The organism is Streptomyces canus, from assembly GCF_030816965.1.
Lineage (GTDB): Bacteria > Actinomycetota > Actinomycetes > Streptomycetales > Streptomycetaceae > Streptomyces > Streptomyces canus_E.
Map to the genome: position 1 here is coordinate 877,698 of NZ_JAUSYQ010000002.1, position 24,058 is coordinate 901,755.

At 71.9% G+C, this 24,058-nt stretch carries 21 protein-coding genes and 1 pseudogene; 12 read left to right on the forward strand and 10 right to left on the reverse strand.

What is annotated here, in order from left to right; all coding sequences use genetic code 11:
* Positions 1 to 40: 40 nt before the first annotated feature.
* On the reverse strand, positions 41 to 520 hold the full coding sequence (locus QF027_RS05050; protein ID WP_307072908.1) for an NUDIX hydrolase: 480 nt from the start codon (positions 518 to 520) through the stop codon (positions 41 to 43).
* A 67-nt stretch (positions 521 to 587) separates the two neighbouring features.
* On the reverse strand, positions 588 to 2,201 hold the full coding sequence (lnt, locus tag QF027_RS05055) for an apolipoprotein N-acyltransferase (RefSeq protein WP_307072910.1): 1,614 nt from the start codon (positions 2,199 to 2,201) through the stop codon (positions 588 to 590).
* 240 nt (positions 2,202 to 2,441) lie between these two features.
* Between lnt and QF027_RS05060 the strand changes: the two genes are divergently transcribed.
* Positions 2,442 to 3,470: an O-antigen ligase family protein gene (locus tag QF027_RS05060; protein WP_307072912.1), complete on the forward strand. Its 1,029-nt coding sequence runs from the start codon at positions 2,442 to 2,444 to the stop codon at positions 3,468 to 3,470.
* A gap of 15 nt (positions 3,471 to 3,485) precedes the next feature.
* On the opposite strand, the gene QF027_RS05065 is transcribed toward QF027_RS05060, so the two are convergent.
* Positions 3,486 to 4,034, reverse strand: coding sequence for a hypothetical protein (locus QF027_RS05065; RefSeq protein WP_306985597.1), 549 nt, complete (start codon positions 4,032 to 4,034; stop codon positions 3,486 to 3,488).
* A gap of 90 nt (positions 4,035 to 4,124) precedes the next feature.
* Positions 4,125 to 4,913, reverse strand: a complete 789-nt coding sequence (locus tag QF027_RS05070; RefSeq protein WP_307072914.1) for a glutamate racemase — start codon at positions 4,911 to 4,913, stop codon at positions 4,125 to 4,127.
* Between the two features lie 57 nt (positions 4,914 to 4,970).
* Between QF027_RS05070 and QF027_RS05075 the strand changes: the two genes are divergently transcribed.
* A complete protein-coding gene (locus QF027_RS05075; protein ID WP_307072916.1) occupies positions 4,971 to 6,149 on the forward strand; it encodes a glycosyltransferase in 1,179 nt (392 codons plus the stop codon).
* Between the two features lie 4 nt (positions 6,150 to 6,153).
* Here QF027_RS05075 and QF027_RS05080 read toward each other — a convergent pair whose 3' ends face one another.
* Positions 6,154 to 7,359, reverse strand: coding sequence for a TerD family protein (locus QF027_RS05080; protein ID WP_306986812.1), 1,206 nt, complete (start codon positions 7,357 to 7,359; stop codon positions 6,154 to 6,156).
* 297 nt (positions 7,360 to 7,656) lie between these two features.
* Between QF027_RS05080 and QF027_RS05085 the strand changes: the two genes are divergently transcribed.
* From QF027_RS05085 to QF027_RS05100, 4 genes are all read left to right on the forward strand, one after another.
* Positions 7,657 to 8,103, forward strand: coding sequence for a DUF6643 family protein (locus QF027_RS05085; RefSeq protein ID WP_306985591.1), 447 nt, complete (start codon positions 7,657 to 7,659; stop codon positions 8,101 to 8,103).
* A gap of 42 nt (positions 8,104 to 8,145) precedes the next feature.
* On the forward strand, positions 8,146 to 8,973 hold the full coding sequence (locus QF027_RS05090; protein ID WP_306985590.1) for an MOSC domain-containing protein: 828 nt from the start codon (positions 8,146 to 8,148) through the stop codon (positions 8,971 to 8,973).
* 219 nt (positions 8,974 to 9,192) lie between these two features.
* Positions 9,193 to 9,798: an Rv1733c family protein gene (locus QF027_RS05095; protein WP_306986811.1), complete on the forward strand. Its 606-nt coding sequence runs from the start codon at positions 9,193 to 9,195 to the stop codon at positions 9,796 to 9,798.
* 111 nt (positions 9,799 to 9,909) lie between these two features.
* Positions 9,910 to 12,345: a right-handed parallel beta-helix repeat-containing protein gene (locus QF027_RS05100; protein WP_307072919.1), complete on the forward strand. Its 2,436-nt coding sequence runs from the start codon at positions 9,910 to 9,912 to the stop codon at positions 12,343 to 12,345.
* On the opposite strand, the gene QF027_RS05105 is transcribed toward QF027_RS05100, so the two are convergent.
* Positions 12,315 to 14,633: a hypothetical protein gene (locus tag QF027_RS05105; protein WP_307082282.1), complete on the reverse strand. Its 2,319-nt coding sequence runs from the start codon at positions 14,631 to 14,633 to the stop codon at positions 12,315 to 12,317. The genes QF027_RS05100 and QF027_RS05105 overlap by 31 nt on opposite strands.
* Positions 14,634 to 14,946: 313 nt before the next feature.
* On the opposite strand from QF027_RS05105, the gene QF027_RS05110 reads away from it, so the two are divergent.
* Together QF027_RS05110 and QF027_RS05115 are read left to right on the forward strand one after the other, a co-directional pair.
* Positions 14,947 to 15,777: a DeoR/GlpR family DNA-binding transcription regulator gene (locus tag QF027_RS05110; protein ID WP_306985586.1), complete on the forward strand. Its 831-nt coding sequence runs from the start codon at positions 14,947 to 14,949 to the stop codon at positions 15,775 to 15,777.
* 51 nt (positions 15,778 to 15,828) lie between these two features.
* Positions 15,829 to 16,308, forward strand: a complete 480-nt coding sequence (locus tag QF027_RS05115; protein WP_306985584.1) for an SRPBCC family protein — start codon at positions 15,829 to 15,831, stop codon at positions 16,306 to 16,308.
* A gap of 271 nt (positions 16,309 to 16,579) precedes the next feature.
* Here QF027_RS05115 and QF027_RS05120 read toward each other — a convergent pair whose 3' ends face one another.
* A complete protein-coding gene (locus QF027_RS05120; protein ID WP_307072921.1) occupies positions 16,580 to 17,734 on the reverse strand; it encodes a PLP-dependent cysteine synthase family protein in 1,155 nt (384 codons plus the stop codon).
* Positions 17,735 to 18,082: 348 nt separating this feature from the next.
* Here QF027_RS05120 and QF027_RS05125 point away from each other — a divergent pair, with 348 nt between their 5' ends.
* Together QF027_RS05125 and QF027_RS05130 are read left to right on the forward strand one after the other, a co-directional pair.
* Positions 18,083 to 18,406 carry a hypothetical protein gene (locus QF027_RS05125; RefSeq protein ID WP_306985580.1) on the forward strand — a complete coding sequence of 108 codons (324 nt, stop codon included), beginning with the start codon at positions 18,083 to 18,085 and terminating at the stop codon, positions 18,404 to 18,406.
* A gap of 186 nt (positions 18,407 to 18,592) precedes the next feature.
* A complete protein-coding gene (locus QF027_RS05130) occupies positions 18,593 to 19,114 on the forward strand; it encodes an ATP-binding protein (RefSeq protein WP_306985578.1) in 522 nt (173 codons plus the stop codon).
* Positions 19,115 to 19,316: 202 nt separating this feature from the next.
* Here QF027_RS05130 and QF027_RS05135 read toward each other — a convergent pair whose 3' ends face one another.
* The 3 genes from QF027_RS05135 to QF027_RS05145 are packed head-to-tail and all read right to left on the reverse strand — an operon-like array spanning position 19,317 to position 22,923.
* Complete coding sequence (locus QF027_RS05135) at positions 19,317 to 21,878, reverse strand: ABC transporter permease (protein WP_307072923.1); 2,562 nt, start codon at positions 21,876 to 21,878, stop codon at positions 19,317 to 19,319.
* A complete protein-coding gene (locus tag QF027_RS05140) occupies positions 21,875 to 22,633 on the reverse strand; it encodes an ABC transporter ATP-binding protein (protein WP_307072925.1) in 759 nt (252 codons plus the stop codon). The genes QF027_RS05135 and QF027_RS05140 overlap by 4 nt, the downstream gene beginning before the upstream one ends.
* The gene (locus QF027_RS05145; protein ID WP_307072927.1) at positions 22,630 to 22,923 is read right to left on the reverse strand and encodes an SHOCT domain-containing protein; all 294 of its coding nucleotides are present in this window, start codon (positions 22,921 to 22,923) and stop codon (positions 22,630 to 22,632) included. The genes QF027_RS05140 and QF027_RS05145 overlap by 4 nt, the downstream gene beginning before the upstream one ends.
* A 157-nt stretch (positions 22,924 to 23,080) precedes the next feature.
* Here QF027_RS05145 and QF027_RS05150 point away from each other — a divergent pair, with 157 nt between their 5' ends.
* Positions 23,081 to 23,644 carry a TetR/AcrR family transcriptional regulator gene (locus QF027_RS05150; RefSeq protein ID WP_242436176.1) on the forward strand — a complete coding sequence of 188 codons (564 nt, stop codon included), beginning with the start codon at positions 23,081 to 23,083 and terminating at the stop codon, positions 23,642 to 23,644.
* Between the two features lie 14 nt (positions 23,645 to 23,658).
* Positions 23,659 to 24,053 (forward strand): annotated as a pseudogene (locus QF027_RS05155) ((R)-mandelonitrile lyase).
* The last annotated feature ends 5 nt before the right edge of the window (positions 24,054 to 24,058 follow it).

The following is a 24,058-nucleotide window of genomic DNA, read 5'->3' on the forward strand; positions in this document are numbered from 1 at the left end:
GAGCGCCCGACCCTCACCACATGTGGTCACACCCCATACTTCACGCCGAACTCGTAGAGTCGAACCATGTGGGTGCGTCGGTCAGGGCCTGCTTGATCCGCTGCAGCCCGAACTCGTTCAGTTCCGGGAGGGCGTCCACCGCGAACCACCCCACCTCCAGCGACTCGTCGTCGTTGACCCGGGCCTGGCCGCCGACGGCCCGGCAGCGGAACGAGATGTCCATGTACTGGCAGGTGTCGCCGTTGTCGTACGTCACGGGCTTGAGCGCCTGGACGACGATCACCCGCTCGACGACGCAGTGCACTCCTGTCTCCTCCTCGACCTCCCGCACGGCACAGGCCGCAGGCTGCTCCCCCGGTTCCGGGATGCCACCGATCAGCGACCACTTGCGGGTGTCCGAGCGGCGGTTGAGCAGCACTCTGCCTTCGTCGTCGAGGACGACGGCGCTGACGCCGGGGAGCCAGAGCAGTTCATGACCTATGGACCCGCGCAGGGTGCGGATGAAATCAGGAGTAGCCATGTCTCCGACCCTAACGGCCGGTCATGGCGCCTTGGCGATCTTCAGGGGGCGTACGACCGGCGTACGGTTACGCGTCACCGGCGCGACGCCCTCGCACTCCGGCGCCGATCGCCCAGCCGAGCCCACCCGCGGCGACCAGCACCAGGGCCATTTCGGGCAGGATGCCCAGCCGGGTCGCCGGGGTCTGCGTCGACCGCAGCGGCACCTTCTGCACCAGCGAGGCGGCCACGAACATCCCGGTCCTCTGAGTGATCTTCCCGTCCGGCATGATGATCGCGCTGACGCCGCTGGTCACCGGCACGGTGACGGTCCGGCTGTGCTCCACGGCACGCACCCGGGACATGGCGAGCTGCTGGTAGGTCATCTCGCTGCGGTCGAAGGTCGCGTTGTTGCTCGGCACGGAGATCAACTGCGCGCCGTCGGTGACCTCGGAGCGCACCGCCCAGTCGAACGCGGCCTCGTAACAGGTGACCAGTCCGACCTTGGCGTCGGCCATCTGGAACACGCCCGGCTTGGTGCCCCGGCTGAAGTCCTGGCGGACCATGGAGGTCCAGTTGTTGTTGATCGCGCCGACGAGGGAGCGCAGCGGAAGGTACTCGCCGAACGGCTGGATCTGCCGCTTGTCGTAGGTGTCGGTGGGGCCCTTGACCGGGTCCCACAGGATCTGCTCGTTGTAGAGCTTGCCGTCCCGTTCGACGACGCCGCCGACGGAGATCGGCGCGTCGATGGCCTTGGCCGCCTGCTCGATGACCACGGCCGCGTCCGCGTCGGTGAAGGGGTCGACGTCGGAGGAGTTCTCCGGCCACAGCACGATGTCGGGCTTCTCAACCTTGCCGGCCTTCACCTCGGCGGCCAGCCGCTCGGTCTCGCGCGCGTGGTAGTCGAGCACGGCCCGCCGCTGGGCGTTGAACTCCAGCCCCGCGCGCGGCACGTTGCCCTGGATGGCCGCGACCGTCACGGTGCCGTCCTCGGCCTTGTCGCTCACCAGTGTCCGGGCCGCGAGCGCCCCGACCACCGGCACGGCCACGCTCAGCAGGGCCACGGCCGCCGCCGGACGTCGCACGGCACCGGTCCACCGCCGCTCCACGACCAGCCGAACGATCTCGTACAGGCCGAACCCGCACAGGACGACGGCGAAGCCCAGGACGGGCGTGCCGCCCACCGCGGCGAGCGGCAGGAAGACGCCGTCCGCCTGTCCGAACGCGATCTTGCCCCAGGGAAAGCCGTGGAACGGCGCACGCGCGCGTGCCGCTTCTCCGGCGATCCACACGGCGGCCGCCCACACCGGCGAACCCGGCAGCTTCGACACCGCCGCGACACCCACGCCGACCAGCGCGATGAAGATCGCCTCGATCGCCACCAGTGCGAGCCAGGGCCCGGGGCCCACCTCGACGCCGGTCCACACCAGCAGCGGCAGCAGGAAGCCCAGACCGAAGAGGTAGCCGAGACCGAAGGCCGCCTTCCAACCGCGGCCGCGCAGCACCCAGCCGAAGACGGCGAAGGCGGGCAGGGCCAGCCACCACAGGGTGCGGGGCGGGAAACTGACGTACAGCAGCACTCCGGAGAGCGCCGCGGCGGCGGCCGGGACGAGACGGCGGAGCCGGGCGGCCCAGCGGGAGGCGGGCGCGGACCGCGGTTCCAGCCGGTCCGACTCGTCCACGGAAGTTGCGGTGACGGTCACTCCGGGAGTGTACGGCCGTTGACCTTGGCCTCGACAGCGCGGTCCGCCTGGTGACCGTCGCCCGTGGCCCGGCACGTTGTCCGTGATGTGGCCGCGCGACCCGGCACAACTCGTCCACAAATCACCCATCAGCCGTTACGGTGTGCCGGAGTCCCCGTCGTACGGGCCGATTGCGCGCGGGCGGCGAGGACCACAGGTCGGGGGACCGGGGTTTCGGGGGGCGGGGTGGGTTCCACGGGGATGACGTCTGTGGCCGGTTCTACGGAGGACGGCGACAGACGAAACGTTTCCGACGCAGTGGGCGTGCTGGTGCTCGGAGCCAGTGCCACCTGGTCGTTGATCACCGCCGCCGCGCACGACGGCCGTCCGGAGGGCGTCCTGCTCGCCTTGCTGGCCGTGGCCGCGGGGTATGCCGCCGGCCGGATCTCGGGGGCGCTGCTACCGGTCGCCGCCCCCTGCGCCGCCGCGCTGACCGGGCTGGGCCTGGCGGTGGGGCTCCCCCACCTCGCGCCGGGCCCCGAGATCGTCGCCCCGCTCGGTCACGCGGGCGCCACGGCCGCACTGCTGACGCTCGCCACCGGCGCTGCGTGCTGTGCCGCCTGGACCGCTGGATCGCCCGCCCTGCGGCTCCTCCTGCGCCTGATGGCCGTCGGCATCGTGGTGGCCTCGGCGGGACTGGGGTCGGCCTCCGGGCTGGTCACCTGTGCGGCGGTGCTGCTCTGCTCCCTCGCAGCGGGCCGGATGCGCCACCGCGGTCCGGGCATCGCCGGTCTCATCCTCACCGCGACCGCGGTGACCGGCCTGACCTGGGCGGTGGCCGGGAACGCGGTACCGGACGGACTCGCCGAGTCGCTGCGCGGCCGGCTCACCCCGCACCGGATCGGCCTGTGGCACGACGCCCTGGGCCTGGCCCGCGAGGACACCGCCCTCGGGGTGGGACCGGGCCGCTTCGGTGAGCTCAGCACGACGGCGGTCCAGTCGCTGCTGCCCGACGGGAAACCTCACTCGGCACCGCTTCAGATGGCCGCCGAGCAGGGGCTGGTCGGGGTACTCCTGCTGGGGGCGGCCTTCTGCTGGCTGCTGTACGCACTGTGGCGCTCTCCCCGTCCCACGCCTGTCGTCCTCACCGCGGGTGCGGCCCTGACGGCGCTGGCGGGCATCGCCGCGGTCGGCAACGCGCTGAGCTTCACGATGGTGTCGGTGGGCGCAGGGCTCCTGGCGGGTCTGGCGACGGCGCACCCGCTCACCGAGGAACCGGCCCCGAAGTGACCGATCGGCCCGGTCTCAGCGTCGCGGACCCGTGACGCCGGGCCGCAGCCGGTCGCGGATGACGCGTACGGCGGACTCCGCGTCGTCCACGGTGATCGTGAACGTATGCCCGTCCCACAGTCGGAGGACCACACCCTCACCACGGCGTACGACTACCGCGGTGCCTTTCTCGGGGCGCCACCGGTAGCCCCAGCCGCCCCACTGGCGCGGGTTGACGTGGGGGGCGAACTCGGCACCGGCGACGTGCGTCAGCGGGATCCGCCGGCGTGGTACGCCGATGTGGCCGCAGCGCACCTCCAGGCACTCCATGTCGACCTTGAGGGCGACATGGACGAAGCCGAGCGTGAGGAAGAGGACCAGCAGCCCGGCCGCGATGCAGCCGACCACGGACATGACCAGCGGGGCGGCGCCCGAGGTCCACGCCGAGTCGACGGCGAGCTCGACGCCGAGCGCCACGATCGCGGCGCCGCCGAGCGCCAGCAGCCACTGGACCCGGTTGGAGGCGCGACCGGTCCAGACGTCGGTGTGGTGCGAGGTCTGCTCGCCGTGGGGGTGGTCCCTCATGCCTATGAGGTTACTCAGGTTTCGCCGTGCGGGTACCTCGTCGCGGAGAGTGACTGCTCCGGGCGGGGGTTCTCGGCCACCCCGCAGCGGTCAGCGCGCGGGTGTGGTCGTGCGCAGGAGCCGGCCTTCCGCGTAGGCCAGGGCGGGGGCGGGCAGGGCGCTTGCCTCGCGTCCGCTCAGCAGCACCGTGAGGGTGCCGGTGGCCGCGGTCTCGGGAGCGGGCTGCTCGCCGATCCGGCGCAGCGCCTGGGCGGCGACCGCTCCGGCGGAGCCGTGCAGGACGAGTGGCGGACGGCCGGGACGCTGTACGGCGGCGCGGATGCGCTCGGCGACCAGTTCGTAGTGGGTGCAGCCCAGGACGACGGTCGTCACGTCCTCGGGGGTCAGGGCGGCGGCCGCGGCGACGGCGGCGTCGATGGCGGCCTCGTCGGCGTGCTCCACCGCCTCGGCGAGCCCGTGGCAGGGCACCTCGGTGGCCGGTACCCCGTCGGCGAACTCCTCGAGGAGACCGCGCTGGTAGGGGCTGCCCGTGGTGGCGGGCGTCGCCCAGATGGCGAAGGGGCCGCCGCCGGACGCCGCGGGCTTGATCGCGGGGACGGTGCCGATGACCGGCAGATCCGGTTCGAGGCGGGCGCGCAGGGCGGTCAGGGCGTGCACGGTGGCGGTGTTGCAGCCGATGATCAGGGCTTGGGGACCATGGGCGGCGGCGGCCGCGGCGAGGGTCAGAGCGCGCCCGATGATGTCGTCCGGCGTCCGGGGGCCCCACGGCATGCCGTCGGGGTCGAGGGAGAGCACGAGATCGGCGTCGGGGCGCAGTCGCCGTACCGCGGCGGTGGCCGCCAGCAGGCCGATTCCGGAGTCCAGGAGCGCGATCTTCACCCGGCCACGATAGACGATGCGCCCTTGAGCGCCGGTCCCGTGGGGCAGACTGCGCGCGTGAGCGCCATCGCGTGGACCGCCGCCGTATCCCTCGCCGCCTGGCTGTGGCTGCTGCTCTGCCAGGGCTTCTTCTGGCGCACGGATGTGAGACTCCCCCCGGAGCGGGACCCGCGGGCCTGGCCCTCGGTGGGTGTGGTGGTGCCGGCTCGTGACGAGGCCGAGGTGCTGCCCGCGAGCCTTCCTTCTCTCCTGGCCCAGGACTATCCGGGCCCGGCGGAGGTCTTCCTCGTCGACGACGGCAGCACGGACGGCACCGGGGAGCTGGCCCGCGAGCTGGCGCGCCTGGGGGGCGGGCTGCCGTTGACCGTGTCCTCGCCGGGCGAGCCGCCGGCGGGATGGACGGGCAAGCTCTGGGCGGTGCGCCACGGTATCGCCCTGGCACGCGCGCGTGGCCCGGAGTACCTGCTGCTGACGGACGCCGACATCGCCCACGAGCCGGACAGCCTGCGGCGGCTGGTGGCCGCCGCGCACGCCGGGGGCTTCGACATCGTCTCGCAGATGGCCCGGCTGCGGGTGGAGAGCCTGTGGGAGCGGCTCGTGGTGCCGGCGTTCGTCTACTTCTTCGCGCAGCTGTATCCGTTCCGCCGGATCGGCAGGAAGGGGTCTCGGACGGCGGCCGCGGCGGGCGGCTGCGTCCTGCTGCGCGCCGACACCGCCGAACGGGCGCGGATCCCGGACGCCATCCGGCAGGCCGTCATCGACGACGTGGCCCTCGCGCGGGCCGTCAAGGGCGGCGGCGGCCACATCTGGCTGGGCCTCGCCGAGCGGGTGGACAGCGTGCGCCCCTATCCCCGGCTGCACGACCTGTGGCGGATGGTGTCGCGCAGCGCCTACGCCCAGCTCCGCCACAACCCCCTGGTGCTGCTCGGAACGGTGGCCGGGCTCGTGCTGGTCTATCTGGTGCCGCCCGTCGCCGTCCTCACGGGTCTGGCCGCGGGGAGTACGGCGACCGTGGTGCCCGGTGCTCTCGCGTGGCTGGTCATGACGGGGACGTACGTCCCGATGCTCCGCTACTACCGGCAGCCGCTGTGGCTCGCACCCCTGCTGCCGTTCACCGCGTTCCTCTACCTCCTGATGACGGTCGACTCGGCGGGGCAGCACTACAGGGGGCGCGGCGCGGCCTGGAAGGGCCGCACCTATGCGCGCCCGGACGCCGTCGCAGGCGAGGAGGGGTGAGACCTCACTTGCGGCCCGGTGTCCAGTTCATGCCCCAGCCGTAGACGTGGTCCACCGTCCGCTGCGGACTCACCCCGCGGTCGGGCACCAGGTAGCGGGCCTCGCGCTGGACGACCAGGTCGTCGCCGGTGTTGGTGATCAGGGCCAGTGCGCACACCGTCGAGGGCACCGTGCACTCGTCGAGGGAGAAGTCGATCGCGGCGCCGTGCTGCGGCTGAAGGGTGACCGTGGCGTGCAGGTCGGCGAAGGAGCGCGCCCCCTCGTAGATGGTCACGAAGACCAGGATGCGCCGGAAGTCCCGCTTGTGGTCGAGGTTCACGGTGAGGTTCTCGCCGCTCGCGAGGGCACCGGTGCGGTCGTCGCCGTCGAGGTGGATGTACGGCGGCTGGTGCAGGGCTCCATAGGCGTTGCCCAGCGCCTGTACGACCCCCTTGCGGCCGTCGGCGAGCTCGTAGAGGGCGCACAGGTCGAGGTCGAGGTCGGCGTGCATGGCCACCGCGCGACCGCGCTTGCTGCCCCAGCCCGAGAACTGTTTACGTACCTGCCAGTTGAGGTTCACGCGCATCGCGCCCGAGGTGCCGCCCTGTTTGGCGAGGGAGACCGAAGGAGCCGACTTGGTCAGCGTGACCTTGGAAAGGCGGACCGGTTGGGCAGCGGGGACGGGTGGCGGCGCCATGGGCGCTGCCTGTTGGGGTTCGTCCACGGTGATACCGAAGTCCGTTGCGAGACCTTCCAGTCCGCTGTCATAACCCTGACCGACGGCACGGAACTTCCAGGCGCCCTGACGGCGATAGAACTCCCCAAGGACGAAAGCGGTTTCTACGGTCGCACCCGCGCTGTCGAACCGCGCCGCCACCGTGCCCTGAGCCGCGTCCCGTACTTCGATATAGAGGCCCGGGATCTGGGCAAAGGTCCCGCCGTCCGCGGAGGCGGCGAGTACGACGGTCTCCACGGACGGCTCCACGCGTGCGAGGTCGACGAGCAGTGTGTCGGTCACCCGGCCGCCGTCGGTCCGTTTGCCCTCGTGGCGTACCGCTCCGGAGGAGTGCTGCGGCTGGTTGTAGAAGACGAAGTCGGCGTCGGAGCGGACCTTTCCGCCGACGAGGAGCAGAGCCGAGGCGTCCGCATCGGGGACTCCCGGTCCCGAGCGCCAGCCCAATTCGACGCGCAGTGCCGTCGTGGGCACCGGAGCGTTCGCCCCTTTCGACATTGACATGTCCGCCCCCATCAGGTGTCGGCAGTCCAGGACGCGCCCCGGAGGTCCTTCGAGTTCTACCCGCTCAACCTATTCCCCCGGGACAGCGAACTCCCATCCCGCGGACAGGAAGATCGCCGGTCAACCGTCGGTAACCCACCGGGAACTCGGCCTTTACACGGATCGGGCCTGGATTGGCGTCCTTTTTTGCCGAGTTCGCTCGCATTGGGGATCCCACGTCACTACCGACACGGAAAACAACCCTCTTATCGGTCTCCCCAACCAGCACATCGTGGGCTTAACTTATGTGCCATGACCTCCCCCCGCTCCACTTATGGCGGCGGCTACTACTCCGCCTCCTTCCCGGACACTCCGATCTACGACTCACTCGTGGCCGAGCGGGGCAGCCCGCAGATCGCCCCGATCCGGGTCCCGGCCGCGTACGACGTCCCGGCAAGCAACCTGCCCGCGCTGTCGTCCGGGCTGCCCGCTCTTCCCGCGGGTCCCTCCTACTCCTCCTACGGCTACCCGCAGGCACAGCAGCCCTCTCCGCTGCAGCAGGCGCCCGGGGCGTACATCCCGCAGCAGGCGGCCGCGCCTCGTGGTTACCCCGGTCCGCAACAGCAACAGCAGCAACCGCGTCCGGCCGGCCCCGGCATGGGCACGGGCTACGAGGCGATGCGCCCCGCGGCTCCCCGACCCGCTCCGGCGGCTCCCTACCAGGACCCCTACAACAACCAGCAGTACCGCGGGTACTGATTCCCCTCCCGGGCTGTCGGTGCCACCTGGCACGATGGCCTCATGGGGAATGCGCAGCTGCTGTCGATCCACGTCCATCCGGTCAAGGCGTTCCGGGGTCTGGCACCCCGGGAGGCCGAGGTGGAGCCCTGGGGGCTGGCCGGAGACCGGCGCTGGGCACTGGTCGACGACGGGGGAAAGGTCGTCACACAACGCCAGCAGCCGCGCCTCGCGCTGGCCGCCGCCGAGCTGCTGCCCGGCGGCGGCGTCGTTCTGTCCGCGCCCGGCATGGACCCGCTGACCGTGCCGGTTCCCGAGTCGGCCGAGACCATGACGCTGGACATCTTCGGGGACAAGGTCGAAGGGGTACCCGCCGCCGACGCGGCCGCGCACGCGTGGTGCAGCGAGTACCTCGGCGCTCGGACCCGCCTCGTCCACATGGACGACCCCGCCACCCGGCGCCCGGTCGAACCCGAGTACGCGCTGCCGGGCGAGACCGTCACCTTCGCCGACGGATATCCGCTGCTGCTCGTCTCCGCGGCCTCCCTCGACGCCCTCAACTCCCTGATCTCCGAAGGCCGGCACGCGGCCGAAGGGCCCCTGCCCATGAACCGTTTCCGGCCGAACGTCGTCGTGGGCGGCACCGACGCCTGGGCCGAGGACGACTGGTCGCTCCTCGCGATCGGGGACGTGACCTTCCGGGTGGCCAAGATGTGCGGGCGATGCGTGGTGACCACCACCGACCAGACCGCCGCCGTCCGCGGCAAGGAGCCCCTGCACACCCTGGGCCGGCACCGCCGCTTCGGCAGCAAGCTCGTCTTCGGGCAGAATCTGGTGCCCCGGTCCCGCGGCACCATCCGGGTCGGCGACCCGGTCAGGATTCTCGAATAGGCGAGCAGCGGATCGACACGGCGGTGACGGACCAGGTTCCGTCAAAGATCAACCCGGGCCCCGGGCACGGGAACACCGCCCGGGGGCCTGCACGTTGGGACTTTCATGAGGAGTTCATGAGAGGACCCGGCCGCAGGTGATTTCGCTCTCTCTTCGGCCGGTCCCGCGCGTGAACGACTCCGCCGGGGGTTATCACGGAGCGGGAAGGGGGTGCGGACGGTGCGAGCGATCAGCGGACTCTGGCGGTGGCGGCGCAACCCGCTGCGCCGTGGGACCGACCTGGCCGAGGCCTGGGTGGGCCTGCTGGCCCTGCTGCTGATCCTGGTCGCCGGACCGGTGATCGGGTCCGTCACCGGGCGTGTGGCCCAGGACGCGCTGCAGCGGTCGGTCCATGAGCAGCAGGAATCCCGCCGACTGGTGACGGCGACCGTGATCCGCAAACTGGACCGCTCGCCGCTGGACGCCGACCCCGAGGCCGCCTCGGGACGGGATGTGCGCAGCCGGGTGGTGGCCGACTGGACCGCGCCGGACGGCACCACGCACAAGGGCACGGTGACGGCCGCCCTCCAGACCCCGCACCGCGGCGACCACTTCAGCATGTGGACGGACCTCCACGGACGCATAGCGGCCCGGCCGCTGGACTCCACGACCGCCACCACCCATGCCGTCCTCGCGGGCACAGGGGCGGCCCTGCTGACCGCGGGCCTGATCGAGGGCGCCAGGCGGCTCGCCGTCTGGCGCATGGTCCGTCGCCGGTACGCCCGTTGGGACCAGGCCTGGGACCGCGCGGGCCCGGACTGGGGCCGGACCGGCACCGGCAGCTGACGGCCTCACGGCTCTGGTCAACCCACCACCCGCGCGCACGCTACGGTGGACCGGCCGAGGTTCTTCGGCAGCACAAACCCGCGTACGTCGAGGTGGGGGCACAGCAACGCCATGGCACAGGGCACGGTCCAGGTGACGCACACCGGTACATCGCGGTGGCGGCGCCGCACGGGTGAGTACGCGTCCCTCGCCGCTGCCCTGGAGGCCGCGGCCGACGGCGACGTGCTCACGGTCGCGCCCGGCACCTACCGCGAGAACCTCGTCGTGCAGCGGGCGGTGACCCTGCGCGGCCCTGAAGGTTCGCCCGGTTCCGTGCGCATCGCGCCCCTGGACGGGGTGCCGTTGACGGTGCGCGCCTCCGCCGTGGTGCAGGATCTGCACGTGGAGGGCCAGGACGCCGCCGCGCCCGCCCTGCTCGTCGAGGAGGGCACCCCGGAGCTCGCCGACATCCGGGTCGTCACCCGGTCCGCGGCCGGCATCGAGGTCCGCGGCGGAGCCCGCCCGACCGTGCGGCGCTGCACCGTCGACAACCCGGCTGGCATCGGCATCGCCGTACTGGACGGGGCGGGCGGGGTCTTCGAGGAGTGCGAGATCGTGGCGGCCGGCCAGTCCGGCATCGCGGTGCGCGGCGGCGCCCACCCCCGCCTGGAGCGCTGCCGGGTCCACCACACCTCCGGCGCGGGACTGGCGGCCACCGGCGAGAACTCCGCGCTGGAGGCCGTGGGTTGCGAGGTCTACGAGGTCCGCGGCAGCGGCGTGCAGATCACCGGCCGGGCCACCGCCCACCTCACCGACTGCGATGTGCACCGCACCACCACCGACGGCGTCACGCTCGACACCGACGCGGTGCTGACCCTCGCCGACTGCCGTATCCACGACATCCCGGAGAACGCGGTCGACCTGCGCTCCCGCTCGGTGCTCACGTTGACCCGCACGACGGTCCGTCAGTTCGGGCGCAACGGCCTGTCGGTGTGGGATCCGGGCACCCGTGTGGACGCCAACCAGTGCGAGATCTTCGACAGCACCGGCGACTACCCGGCCGTCTGGGTCAGCGACGGCGCCACCGCCGTACTGGACTCCTGCCGGGTGCACGACGTGCCGGACGCCCTGTTCGTCCTGGACCGCGGCTCCCGCGCGGACGTCGTCGACAGCGACATCTCCCAGGTCCGCAACACGGCCGTGTCGGTGAGCGACGGCGCCACCGCGCAGCTCGACGACTGCCGGATCCGGGACGCGGCGACCGGCGCCTGGTTCCGCGACCACGGCAGCGGCGGCACCCTCAACAACTGCACCGTGGACGCCACCCAGACCGGCGTGATCGTCACCAAGGGCGCCGACCCGACCATCGAGCGCTGCACGGTCGACTCCCCCGCCGAGGCGGGCTTCTACGTGTCGGCGGGCGGCCGCGGCAGCTTCCTGAACTGCCGGGTGACGGGCAGCGGCGGGTACGGCTTCCATGTGATAGACGGCTGTCGTACGACGCTCAAGAAGTGCCGCACCGAGCGCTGCGCGCGCGGGGGCTACGAGTTCGCGGACGCCCCGGACGCGGCCGCCGGCGCGGGTCCGGTCGTCGAGGACTGCACCAGCGACGAGAGCGGGGGCCTGACCCCGCCCGCGGCCCCCGAGACCGCCGTACAGACCGAGTCCCGCTCGACCGGCCTGCTGGGTGCGATCCCGGGGCAGCGGATCACCGAGCAGGAGCCGCTGGTCGTCCCCGCGGAGCCGGAGAAGCCCTCGCGCACCTCCAAGGCCGTTCTCGGCGAACTCGACGCGCTGGTGGGCCTGGACAGCGTCAAGCGCGAGGTGCGAGCGCTCACCGACATGATCGAGGTGGGCCGGCGCCGCCAGCAGGCGGGCCTCAAGGCGGCGTCCGTCAAGCGCCACCTGGTCTTCACCGGCTCCCCCGGCACCGGCAAGACGACGGTCGCCCGGCTCTACGGCGAGATCCTCGCCTCCCTCGGTGTCCTGGAGAAGGGCCATCTCGTCGAGGTGTCCCGCGTCGACCTGGTCGGCGAGCACATCGGTTCCACCGCGATCCGCACCCAGGAGGCCTTCGACAAGGCGCGCGGCGGAGTGCTGTTCGTCGACGAGGCGTACGCGCTGTCACCGGAGGACTCGGGCCGGGACTTCGGCAAGGAGGCCATCGACACGCTGGTGAAGCTGATGGAGGACCACCGGGACGCGGTCGTGGTGATCGTCGCGGGCTACACCGCCGAGATGGAGCGGTTCCTGTCGGTCAACCCGGGTGTGGCCTCCCGCTTCTCACGGACCATCACCTTCAGCGACTACAACCCCGAGGAACTCCTCAGCATCGTGGAGCAGCAGGCCGAGGAGCACGAGTACCGGCTGGCGCCGGGTACCGCGGAGGCTCTGCTGAAGTACTTCACGGTGCTGCCCAAGGGTCCCGCCTTCGGCAACGGCCGTACCGCGCGCCAGACCTTCGAGGCGATGGTGGAGCGGCACGCGAGCCGGGTCGCCCAGGTGGACGACCCGACCACGGACGACCTGACCCTGCTCTACGCCGAGGATCTGCCCGAGTCGTCCTGAGTCCGCGGGCCCGGCACGTCCGGCTGCAGCCGGCCCAGCAGTTTCGCCCGCTCCTCGGCGAAGACGGGGTCGGCCTGGTAGTCGGAGTGGCCCAGGATCTGCGCGGGCAGCGGGTGCAGATCGGTACGGCCGTAGGCGAGCGGGTCCTTCAGGGGCTCCCGGTCCACCTCGGGCCCGCAGTCGCCGGGCAGCCGGACCGGGCCGCCGATGGGGTCGGTGAGCCGGTAGAGGTTGCGCCAGCAGTCCACGTCGTGGTGCAGCGCGGTCAGCGCGGCCGGTCCGAAGTGGGCCGGGAACCAGCGGCCGTAGAGGCGCTCCAGCGGGGAGCCGTAGGTCAGCAGGGCGACCCGCTTGCGGACCGACGGATCCAGCTGCCAGGCCGCCGCGGCCGCGAGCACGCTTCCCTGGGAGTGGCCGGAGATGACCAGTCGGCCGCGCGTGGCCCGGGTCCAGGTCGCGATCCGCCAGGTCAGGTCCGGTACGGCACGCTCGGCGTAGCAGGGCGGGGCGAAGGGGTGGGCGGCGCGCGGCCAGAAGGTGCCCACGTCCCAGAGGATGCCGATGGTCCGGCGCGCGGAGGGGTCCTTGTAGGCGCGGCGGCCCCAGGTGACGAACAGGATGAAGCCGAGTCCGATCAACCAGGAGCCGAGGGCCTGCGCGGTCTCCGCGGCGCTCTCGACGAAGGCGTACGCCCCCTCGGCGGCCTTGCCGGGTGTCTTGTGGGAGGTCAGGGCGCCCACGAGCGCTCCGGCGCCGAGGAGCAGGGTGCTGGCCGACGTCACCCCGATCAGACGGGGCCCCCGGTCCGTCAGCGCCGCCATCGCGCGGGTGCGGGCGATACGGCGGGTCCGTGCCGCGTCCTTGGGCTCTGCGGGGTACTCGCTCTCCACCGTACCCAGTTGGGCCCGGCCGGAGCGCCAGGTGCGCCGGCCGAGCCAGGCGCAGTGCCCCAGCAGCACGACGAGGACCAGAGGGATCACCGAGGCCTGCCAGGTCAGCAGGACCGGCGGCCCGAGGATGGTCGCTCCGGTGCCGTCCAGCCAGTCCGCCACGCGCTGCGACACGCCGCCGGACATCACACCGCCGAGGGCGCAGGCCAGCATCGCCACGGCGGGTCCGCCGAGGCCCCGCATCGCGGAGCGGGGGTCGGGATGCGTGCGGTACAGCAGGTGGGCGACCGCGGCCAGGGCGATGATCAGCAGGCCCTGCACGAAGGCGATGCCGCCGAAGGTGGCGTCCCCCGACAGCCTGCCGTGCGACTCCCACCCGGGCCGCGCCCACCCGGCGTACACCGCGGCGAGGGCGAGCAGGACGAGCGCGGCGAGCGGCAGACGTCGTACGAGGTGCTCGTCGAGCTGCCGGTCGAGATGCCTCTCGCTGCGGCCGCGGCGGCACACCACCCAGACGACGGCGACCCCGGCAGCGACGAGACCGGCCTCCAGGACCCGACCGAGCGTGTCGAGCAGTGCGGGGCCGCCCGGTTCGCGGTCGAAGCGGGCCGCCGTCGAGCTGACCGCCGCGGCGATGGTCAGCAGGCCCGCAGCGGTGTGCGCGGCCCGCAGGCGGGCGACCAGGCGGCGGCCGTACCAGAAGCCGGGCCGGCCGAGCGCGGTGCGGCCGTTGTCCTCCTCCGGATCGCCCTCGCGGGACATGGGCTGCTGGGACTCGTAGGCGCTCCAGGTGCGGTGCGACAGGTACCAGAGGAGGCCGGTGAGCGCGGCCGGGACCAGGGCCGCGAGGGCGAGGCGGCGGCCCGGCCTGCTCCACCAGCCGCCGTCCGACACGTCGGGAGACAGGAAGCCCAGCCAGGAGTGCGACTCGGCACACGCGCGTGTTCCCGCGCACTGCCAGGCCGCGAGGTCCAGGGCGACCTCGCAGGCGGCGGCGACCAGCAGAACGGTCAGGGTCAGGCCGGCGAGTCGTACCAGGAGGCCGTAGAGGCGCACGGTCCTTTTGCGGCCGCGTGCGGTGGGACGCATCCAGTGCGCGAGGTTGACCACCATGAACGGCAGCAACAGCAGCCACAGGGCGCGGGTGCCGTTGCCGGAGGTGAGGTTGCACCAGACGTACGCCTCGGGCACCGGGCCGGTGCGGCCGTCGCGCTGTCCCTTCTCGGCGTCGACGTCGTCGGCGCGCCGGAAGACGGCCGCGATGTCGTCGCCGGTGATCCGCACCGTGCGCGGATCGTCGAGCATCTTCTCCGGCGTGGTGCCGCCCACTCCGTGGACCAGGAGCTCCAGGGCGGTTCCGGATTCTTCTGGCCGGGCGGCCGAGCCGTCCCCGCCCATCGTCGTGACTCGTTCCACTGTTGTCGCACTTCCCCCGTGACGCGCTGTCGGCATCTGTCCGTGCGGACACCAGGATCTCCGCTCTGCGCGGTGCGCACACCCCCTGTCACGGAATCTCCCCGATCCGGGTGACAGCCGGAGCCCGGGTGTCACCCCGGCGGCAGGAGCGCGACGGGGCGGTCGATGGCGCTCCCCGCCGGGGCCCGTGCGAGTATGGGACGTCCCGCGCACCAGGGTCGGGCAAAATGTGCTTGTGGGAGAGGGTGCGCAGGGCATGTCGGACGGCCCCAGGCGAAAGGACCGGAGAGCGTACGTGAGTGAGAATCAGAACCTCCTCGCGGAGCAGCGGCGTGCCCTGATCCTGGACGAGGTCCGGCGCCGAGGCGGGGTGCGCGTCAACGAGCTGACCCGCAAGCTCGGCGTGTCGGACATGACGGTGCGACGTGATCTGGACGCGCTGGCCCGCCAGGGTGTGCTGGAGAAGGTGCACGGCGGCGCCGTCCCGGTGGTCGAGGCGAGCACCCACGAGCCGGGCTTCGAGGCGAAGTCGGGTCTGGAGCTGACCGCCAAGGAGGACATCGCACGGTCGGCGGCGGAGCTGGTCGCCCCGGGCACCGCGATCGCGCTGTCGGGCGGTACGACGACGTACGCGCTGGCCCACCATCTGCTCGATGTGCCCGATCTGACCGTCGTGACCAACTCGGTGCGGGTCGCCGACGTGTTCCACGCGGCGCAGCGCACCACGGGCCCCCGCCAGGGCGCGGCGACCGTCGTGCTGACCGGCGGTGTGCGCACCCCGTCCGACTCGCTGGTGGGCCCGGTGGCGGACCAGGCGATCGGGGCGCTCCACTTCGACGTGCTCTTCCTCGGTGTGCACGGCATATCGGTCGAGGCCGGACTGTCGACGCCGAACCTCGCGGAGGCCGAGACCAACCGGCGTCTCGTGCAGTCGGCACGGCGGGTCGTGGTGGTCGCCGACCACACCAAGTGGGGCACGGTGGGCCTGAGTTCGTTCGCCTCTCTGGAGCAGGTCGACACGCTGGTCACGGATGCGGGGCTGCCGGCCGGGGCGCGCGCGGAGGTGTCCGAGCATCTGCGGCGGCTGGTCGTGGCCGGTGAGTCCGCTGACGGTACAGACAGCTGACTGAGCGTCAGCTAGGGTGACACTTCCCGTTCGAGGCCAGGGGGTGTGTCCATGGTTCACCAACTGCGTGAGGTGGGGCTCGACTTCATCGGGACCGCGCCGGTACGACTGGTGTTCGCGCAGCAGATGTCCGCCCCGCCGGAGGCCGTTCACCGGGCACTCGCCGAGGACGTACCGGGCTGGGAGGAATGGTTCTCCGCGGTGACCCTGGCCCGTTCGACCGGGGACGGCTCGACCCGGGAGATCCACCTCAAGGGCGGCGGGCGCTTCCGGGAGACGGTCCTCGCGGCGAAGGCCCCCGAGCTGTACGCCTACCGCGTCGACGTGGCCAACGCTCCCGGTGCCCGCGCCATCGCCGAGGAGTGGCGGCTCACTCCCGCCGGGGCGGGCACCCGTGTGCGCTGGACGTTCGCCGTGGACGGCACGGCGGCCTTCCGCGTCGTCGCCAAGCTCGGGCGCGCCGGGCTGGGGCGGGCCTTCCGGGATGCGGTCCGGACACTGGACCGGCGGCTCGCGACGCAGGGGTCCTAGCCGGGGCGTCCCCCAGGCCCCCTGCCGGCGGATCGTGTCGGAGCGGGAGCGGGAGGTCGTGACCGGGCCGGACGAGACCACGGCGGTGGGCATCTGCTTCAGGCCGGTGACGGACCGCAAGGTCACCAAGAACCGCCGCCAGAGGGCGAGGATGCGTTCGGTCTCGGCCTCCGGTTCCTCCGCCGACGTCAGATCGAGGTCGGCGAGTCGTGGACCGTGCCGGCGGATCCGGAGGACAACGCGTTCCGTGTGGTCCGCCCGAGGCGCACCCTCACCTGCACGAGGACCTGCCGGGAGAGACGTGGCCGGGCCAGACCCCCGTCTCCAGCAGTGAGGCGATCGCCGCCGTGTACGGCTCGATGTCCAGGCCCTGCTCGGCCAGCCACGCGTCCGAGTAGTACTTGTCCAGGTACCGGTCGCCGGGGTCACAGAGCAGGGTGACGACGCTCCCCCGGCGTCCTTCGGCCACCATCTCGGCGATGATCTTCAGCGCGCTCCACAGTCCGGTGCCGGTCGAGCCGCCCGCCCTGCGGCCGATGGTCCGCTCCAGGGCGCGGACGGCGGCCACGCTGGCCGCGTCCGGGACCTTCATCATGCGGTCGATCGACCCGGGCACGAAGCTCGGCTCCATGCGCGGCCGGCCGATGCCCTCGATGCGCGAGCCGCAGTCGCATGTGACGTCCGGATCGCCGGTGGTCCAGCCCTCGAAGAAACAGGAGTTCTCGGGATCGGCCACACAGATGCGGGTGTCGTGCTGCATGTAGTGGACGTATCGGGCGATGGTCGCCGAGGTGCCTCCGGTGCCGGCCGTGGCGACGATCCACGCGGGCTCCGGGAAACGCTCCAACTCCAGTTGGCGGAAGATGGATTCGGCGATGTTGTTGTTGCCGCGCCAGTCCGTGGCCCGTTCCGCGTAGGTGAACTGGTCCATGTAGTGGCCGCCGGTCTCCACCGCGAGGCGGGCGGACTCCTCGTACATCGTGCGCGGGTCGTCGACGAAGTGGCACCGGCCTCCGTGGAACTCGATGAGGCGGATCTTCTCGGCGCTCGTCGTGCGCGGCATGACCGCGATGAAGGGCACGCCGATCAGCTTGGCGAAGTACGCCTCGGACACGGCCGTGGAGCCGCTGGACGCCTCGATCACCGGGCGTCCCGGCCGGATCCAGCCATTGCACAGGCCGTAGAGGAAGAGCGAGCGGGCGAGCCGGTGCTTGAGGCTGCCGGTCGGGTGGGTCGACTCGTCCTTGAGGTACAGGTCGATGCCCCACATCTCCGGGAGCGGGAAGCGCAGAAGGTGTGTGTCGGCCGAGCGGTTGGCGTCGGCCTGGACCTTGCGGACGGCTTCTTTCAGCCAGCCGCGATAGGCGGTGTCGCTGCGGTCGATATCGAGGGTGTCGCCGGTCCGGGTCTGCTGAGGGGTGCTCACGGCGGGGCTCCTAACACTTCGCGCCGACGGCGCGTCGCGCGGCCGATGGGTCGATCATAGACACCTTCCGCACGCTTCTCACCTGCATAAACACACCTTTGAGAGCCCCAAAGGCACCCCTGGGGTCACAACGGAACGCGGCCACGGGGGCGCATTCGGACGAGTGCTCCGGGCACCCCCGGCGAGAAGTCATGCGCACTGGTGCTGGACGCCCGTGGCGGGCAGACTGCACCGGACGGGACGGATGTCTCGCACGGGGGCGCACACTGGATCACGACAGGAGCCGGCTCTCGGCCCACGCGGGAGCGACGGGCCGGCACACCGACGCTCACAAGGGGGCGGGGCGGCATGGCGGAGCCGGAGTTCACGGCTACGGGCGTGCGGATCGGGAAGAGGCTGCGCTCGCTCACCCGGGCCGGTCAGGTCCGGATCAACGACGGCCGACTGGAACTGCTCACCAGTTACGGAAGCGAGATCGACAGCGCACCCGTGCAGGCGGTGCGCGCGTCCAAGCCCTGGTTCGCGGCGGACGACCGGGCCCTCGCGGACCTCAACGGCAACCGGTATCTGCTGACCCTGGGCGATCACGATCCCGCTCCTGGCGAGCCGGGGCCGCCCGCCGCACGCCGGTTCATCGAGGCCGTACGCAGGGCTGCGGGTCGTAGGGGCTGAGTCATCGCGAGTTGCGGTACCTCACCTCCTGAGTCACTCTGATCTCACATCACTCTGGGTTAACCGGCGATCACGCTGCGAACCAGCCCGCCGGGCACTACAGCAGGCGGCCGTTTTCACGCAGGCACCTGCTGGATCGATCCGAACTCCGTGTTCTTCCGGACCTCACGTCGGGGAGTCGCAGCCGTGATCAGTTATCCGAGCAGGCACTGCACGGTGGAGCTTCAAGCCCTGCCGTCGCGGATCGGCCAGGTCCGCAGAATCCTTTCGGCGCAGTTGCGCTACTGGCATATGGATCCCCTCATAGACCGGGCCGTGCTCGGTGTGACGGAGCTGTTGACCAACGTCCACCGTCATGCCCAGCCCGACAAGACGTGCACCGTGGAGATCGAGCTGCTGCTCGACCGGCTCACGGTCTCGGTGCACGACCACGACCCGCGTCTGCCGGTCGTGGCCGACATCAAGGACACCGAGCCGCTCGCCACGTGCGGGCGGGGGCTCGCGATGGTCGCCGCGGTCAGCGAGAGCTGGGGCGTGCGGCCGGAGGGCGAGTCGGGGAAGGCCGTGTGGTTCACCCTGCCGACACCCTCCGCCGCGCGGCCACAGCGGCGCACCGTTCTTGACAAGACCGCGCTCAGGTACGCGGAGGTGCGGGTCGACGGCCGCAGGCCCGAACACGCTCCCGCCCGGTCCGCCGTTGCCGGCTGACCGGGCGGTGACGACTGCTCTTTTCGCTCGTTCGCCCGCGGGGCGCTTTCAGCCGGTGCCGGGACGACGATCGTGCTCGGCCGTTCGGGCCTGCACGCTCCCCCAGAGGGGGTACCCCCAGTCGTCCCGGCACCGGCGCGCCCCTCCGGCTCACTCGCGGCCGGCGCGCCGGCGCAGTGGGTGTGCGGGGGGCCCTTGCCCGTCACTCGGCGGCGATCGCCCGCAGTACGTCCAGACGGGCCGCGCGCCGAGCCGGGCGCAGTCCTGCGAGGGCTCCCGCGGCGAGGCCCACCAGGGCCACCACCCCGAGTTGCAGGGGCGGCATCGCGAAGGCGAAGGCGCTGTCGCTCGCGCCGTCCGAGGCCTCGACCAGGACCCAGCCGAGGAAGGCGCCGAGGGCGAGTCCGCCGACCGTGCCGAAGGCGGCGACCAGGAGGGACTCCCAGCGGACCATGGAGCGGAGCTGGGACCGGGTCTGGCCCACGGCCCTCAGCAGACCCAGTTCCCGGGTGCGCTCGTGGATCGCCAGGGTCAGCGTGTTGGCGATGCCCAGCAGGGCGATGAGGACCGCGAGGGCGAGCAACGCGTAGACCAGGGTGAGCATCATGTCGATGCCGCCGGCCGAGGACTGTGCGTACTCGTCGCGGGTCTGCACCTCGGGATCGCCGTACCGCGCCGCCACCTTCTCCACCGCCGCCTTGCCCGCGTCGGTGCTCACACCGTCCTTGAAGGAGACCGCGACGAGCGTGTCGGAGTCCTGCGTGCGGTGCGGGGCCCAGGCCGCGCGGGTGATGACGTAGTCCCCCGCCAGCTCGGACTGCCCGTAGACCGCGCGGACCGTGAAGGTGTCCTTCACACCGTCGGTGAAGGTCAGACGAGCCTTGTCGCCGGTCGTGAGGCCCTGCTTCTCCGCTTCCTTCTCGGTGATGGCGACGCCGTCGGTGCCGAGGTCGCTCAGTGAACCCCGGACCTTGCCGAGGTCGAAGGTGCGTTCCAGTGCGAGCGGGTCGGTGACGGTCAACGCGCGCCCCTTGCCGTCGACCTCGGCGACACCGCGACCGAGGCCCACGGCCGTGTCCACCTCGGGCAGTTGCTGGACCGCTCCGGCGAGCCGTGGGCTGAGGCCGCTGCCGCCCGCGCCGAACGAGGGGGTGCTGACGGCGACGTCGCCCGCGAAGGACCGGGACACGGTCTGGTCCATGGTGGCCTTCAGGGACGCTCCGAACACCGTGAACAGGGAGACCACGGACACGCCGATCATCAGCGCGCTCGCGGTGGCGGCGGTTCGCCTGGGGCTGCGCAGGGCGTTGCGCCGGGCGAGGGAGCCGGTGACTCCGCGGAGCCGGTCGAGGGGGCTCCCGATGACCCGTACGGCTGTCGTGGAGGCGACCGGGCCGAGGACCACGAACGCGGCCAGGGCCGTCACGGAACCGGCTCCCGCGAGCCAGATGGACGGCGAGACCAGGACGCCGGTGAGCGTCACGGCCACCGCGAGTGCCGCCAGTCCCCCGCCGATGACGGCTCGGACCCGGGATGCGCCCGACTGGTCGACGGCCGTCTCGCGCAGTGCGGCGAGCGGTGCGGTGCGGCCCGCACGTACGGCGGGCAGCAGCGCGGAGCCCAGGCAGACGATGATGCCGACCGCCAGCGGCAGCGTCATCGACAGCACGCCGATCACCAAGTCGCCCTCGGGGAAGGGGAATCCGATCGCCGGGAACAGCGCCTGGAGCCCGGCGGCGATGCCGATGCCGCCCACGAGGCCCGCGGCCGACGCGGTCACCGCGACCAGGCTCGCCTCGGTCAGGGTGGATGCCGTGACCTGACGGCGGGAGGCACCGAGAGCCCGCAACAGGGCGTTCTCGCGGGTGCGTTGGGCCACGACGATCGCGAAGGTGTTGTGGATGGAGAAGGTCGCGACCAGGAGGGCCACGCCCGAGAAGACCAGCAGGAAGGTCGTGAAGATGTCCAGGAACTGGCTGGAGATCATATCGGTGTTCTCTTCGGTCGACTCCTGACCGGTGATCGCCTCGACACCTCCGGGCAGCACGGGAGTCAACCGGTCGACGAGCTCCTGCTGACCGACGCCGGGACCCGCGCGCACCTGGATGCTCGACGCCTCCCCGGGCCCGGCCGTGAGGTACTTCTCGGCGTCGGACAGAGTCATGCCGGTGAAGGTCACCTGGGCCATGCCGTCCTCGCCGCCGAAGGTCGCGAGGCCGACGATCGTCACCTCGACGGGGTCGGGCGTACGCAGGATCGTCGTGTCGCCGATCCTCAGATCGCCCCGCTCGGCGGTGCCGCGGTTGACCACGACCTCGCCGGACTTCTTCGGTGCACGGCCTTCGGCGAGTCGGTAGGGGTTGAGCTCGGGGTCGTCGATCCAGTTGCCGGCCAGGGTGGGTGGGCCCTGGCCGCCGATGGGCTTGCCGTCGGCGCCGATCAACTGGCCCGCCCCCTGGATGTCGGGGGCGGCCGCCGCGACACCGGGGACCTGCTCGAGGGTCTTGACCAGGTCGGTGTCGACCGGCTCGCGCACCCCCTGGCTCTCCCCCGGCGTGGTGATGGCCTCGGCACTGCGGACCACGGCGTCGGTGCCGCTGGTCGCGTTGCCGAACACGGTGTCGAAACCGGCGCGGAGCGTGTCGCCCATGACGAGCGTCCCGGCGAGGAACGCCACGCCGAGGAACACCGCGAGGAAGGTCCCGGCGAAGCGCCGCTTGTGGGCGCGCAGGGAGGACATGCTCAGCCGTACGGAGGCGTTCATGAGGGCACCTCGAAGGCCTTCAGACGGTCCAGGACCCGGTCGGCGGTGGGGGACTCCATACGGTCCACCAGGCGCCCGTCGGCGAGGAAGACGACCTCGTCGGCGTGGGCGGCGGCGACCGGGTCGTGGGTGACCATGACGACCGTGCGGCCCGTCTGGCGCACGGTGCTGCCGAGGAGGCCGAGGACCTCACCGCCGGAGCGGGAGTCGAGGTTCCCGGTGGGCTCGTCGGCGAAGACGACGTCCGGGCGGCCGACGAACGCTCGGGCCACGGCGACGCGTTGCTGCTGTCCACCGGACAGCTCGGCCGGCCGGTGCCGGAGCCGGTCGCGCAGGCCGACGACCTCGATCAGCGCGTCGATCCACTCCGGGTCACCCTTGCCTCCCGCGAGGTCCAGCGGCAGCCTGATGTTCTCCTCGACGCTCAGCGTCGGCACCAGGTTGAACGCCTGGAAGACGAAGCCGACGCGGTCCCGGCGCAGCAGGGTCAGACGGCGGTCGTCGAGCGAGCCGAGGTCGGTTTCGCCGATGTAGGAGGCGCCCTCGGTGAGCGTGTCGAGGCCGGCCGCGCAGTGCATGAGGGTGGATTTGCCGGAGCCCGAGGGCCCCATGATCGCGGTGAACCGGCCGGCCGGAAAGTCGACGCTCACCCCGTCCAGGGCCCGCACCCCGGTGTCACCGCTGCCGTACACCTTCACGGCGTCGACCACCCGGGCGGCCGGCAGCGTCCTCGTCGAGGCGGTCGTGGCGGTCATGCTGCACCGCCGTTGCCCGCCGCACGGCCGAACTGCTCGTCCAGGACGGACAGCCGGCGCCAGTACTCGTCCTCGTCGATGTCACCGGAGGCGAAGCGGCGGCCGAGCATGGCGATCGGTGAGTCGCCGGAGGGGCCGGCGTCGGCCATGGCGCGCCACGGTCCGCGGCGGCCGCGCCAGACGGTGCGGCGCAGGACGGTGACGACGCCGAGCACGACGGCCGCCCAGATCAGCGGGAAGAAGAGGATCCACGGGCCGGGGCCGCCGTCCCAGTGCGCGAGTGTCTGCATCTTGAGTCATCTCCTTGGTGCGTCTTGGCGTGATGACTCGAGACTGGCTCCGGAGAGGGGGCCGGGTCGTCGTACGGACAGCGGCAGTGCGGATACCTCCTGGGGAGTACGAGAATTGGCCTCGACTTCTGTAACTACTAGTATGTACAGTGAGCGCATGAGCACCTCGGACCGACTGATCGAGTCCACCCGTGAGCTGCTGTGGGAGCGCGGCTATGTGGGGACCAGCCCCAAGGCGATCCTGGAGCGCGCGGGGGCCGGACAGGGCAGCATGTACCACCACTTCAAGGGCAAGCCCGACCTCGCCCTGGCCGCGATCCGGCGGACCGCCGAGGACTTGCGGGCCACCGCGGAGGGAGTACTCGGCGGGCCCGGCACGCCGTATGAGCGCATCGAGGCGTATCTGCGGCGTGAGCGGGACGTGCTGCGCGGTTGCCCGATCGGCCGACTGACGATGGACCCGGACGTCATCGCCAGCGACGAACTGCGCGCGCCCGTCGACGAGACGATCGACTGGATCCGTGAGCGCATCGCCGGGATCGTCGAAGAGGGCAAGGAACAGGGCCAGTTCGCGTCCTCGCTGGACGGCGAGGAGATCGCGGCGACCGTTCTCGCGACGGTCCAGGGCGGCTATGTCCTCGCCCGCGCGTCCGGCTCGCCCGCCGCGTTCGACACGGGCGTGCGGGGTCTGCTCTCGCTGCTCACACCACCATCGTCGTAAGGGAGTCGACCCACGTGCAGATCACCCGTCAGCGCCCGGAGACCCGGCAGGGGCCGGCCGAGAACTTCACGGGGACGGTGTGGCTCGACGAAGTCGCCGCGCCCGCCCCGCCGTCCCGGCTGCGGATGTTCAAATCCATTTCGCGCCCGGCGCCCACACCGCATGGCACCGCCATCCGCACGGCCAGGTGCTGCATGTCCTGGAGGGCGAGGGGCTGGTGCAGCGCAGGGGCGGTGCCGCCGAGCCGATCCGCGCGGGTGACACGGTGTGGATCGAGCCGGGCGAGTGGCACTGGCACGGGGCCGGGCCGCGCACCTTCATGACCCATCTCGCGGTCGTCGAGGCCGCCGAGGACGGCACGACCGCCGACTGGGGCGCGCACGTCGTCCGCGAGGACCACTCCGCCTGAGGAGG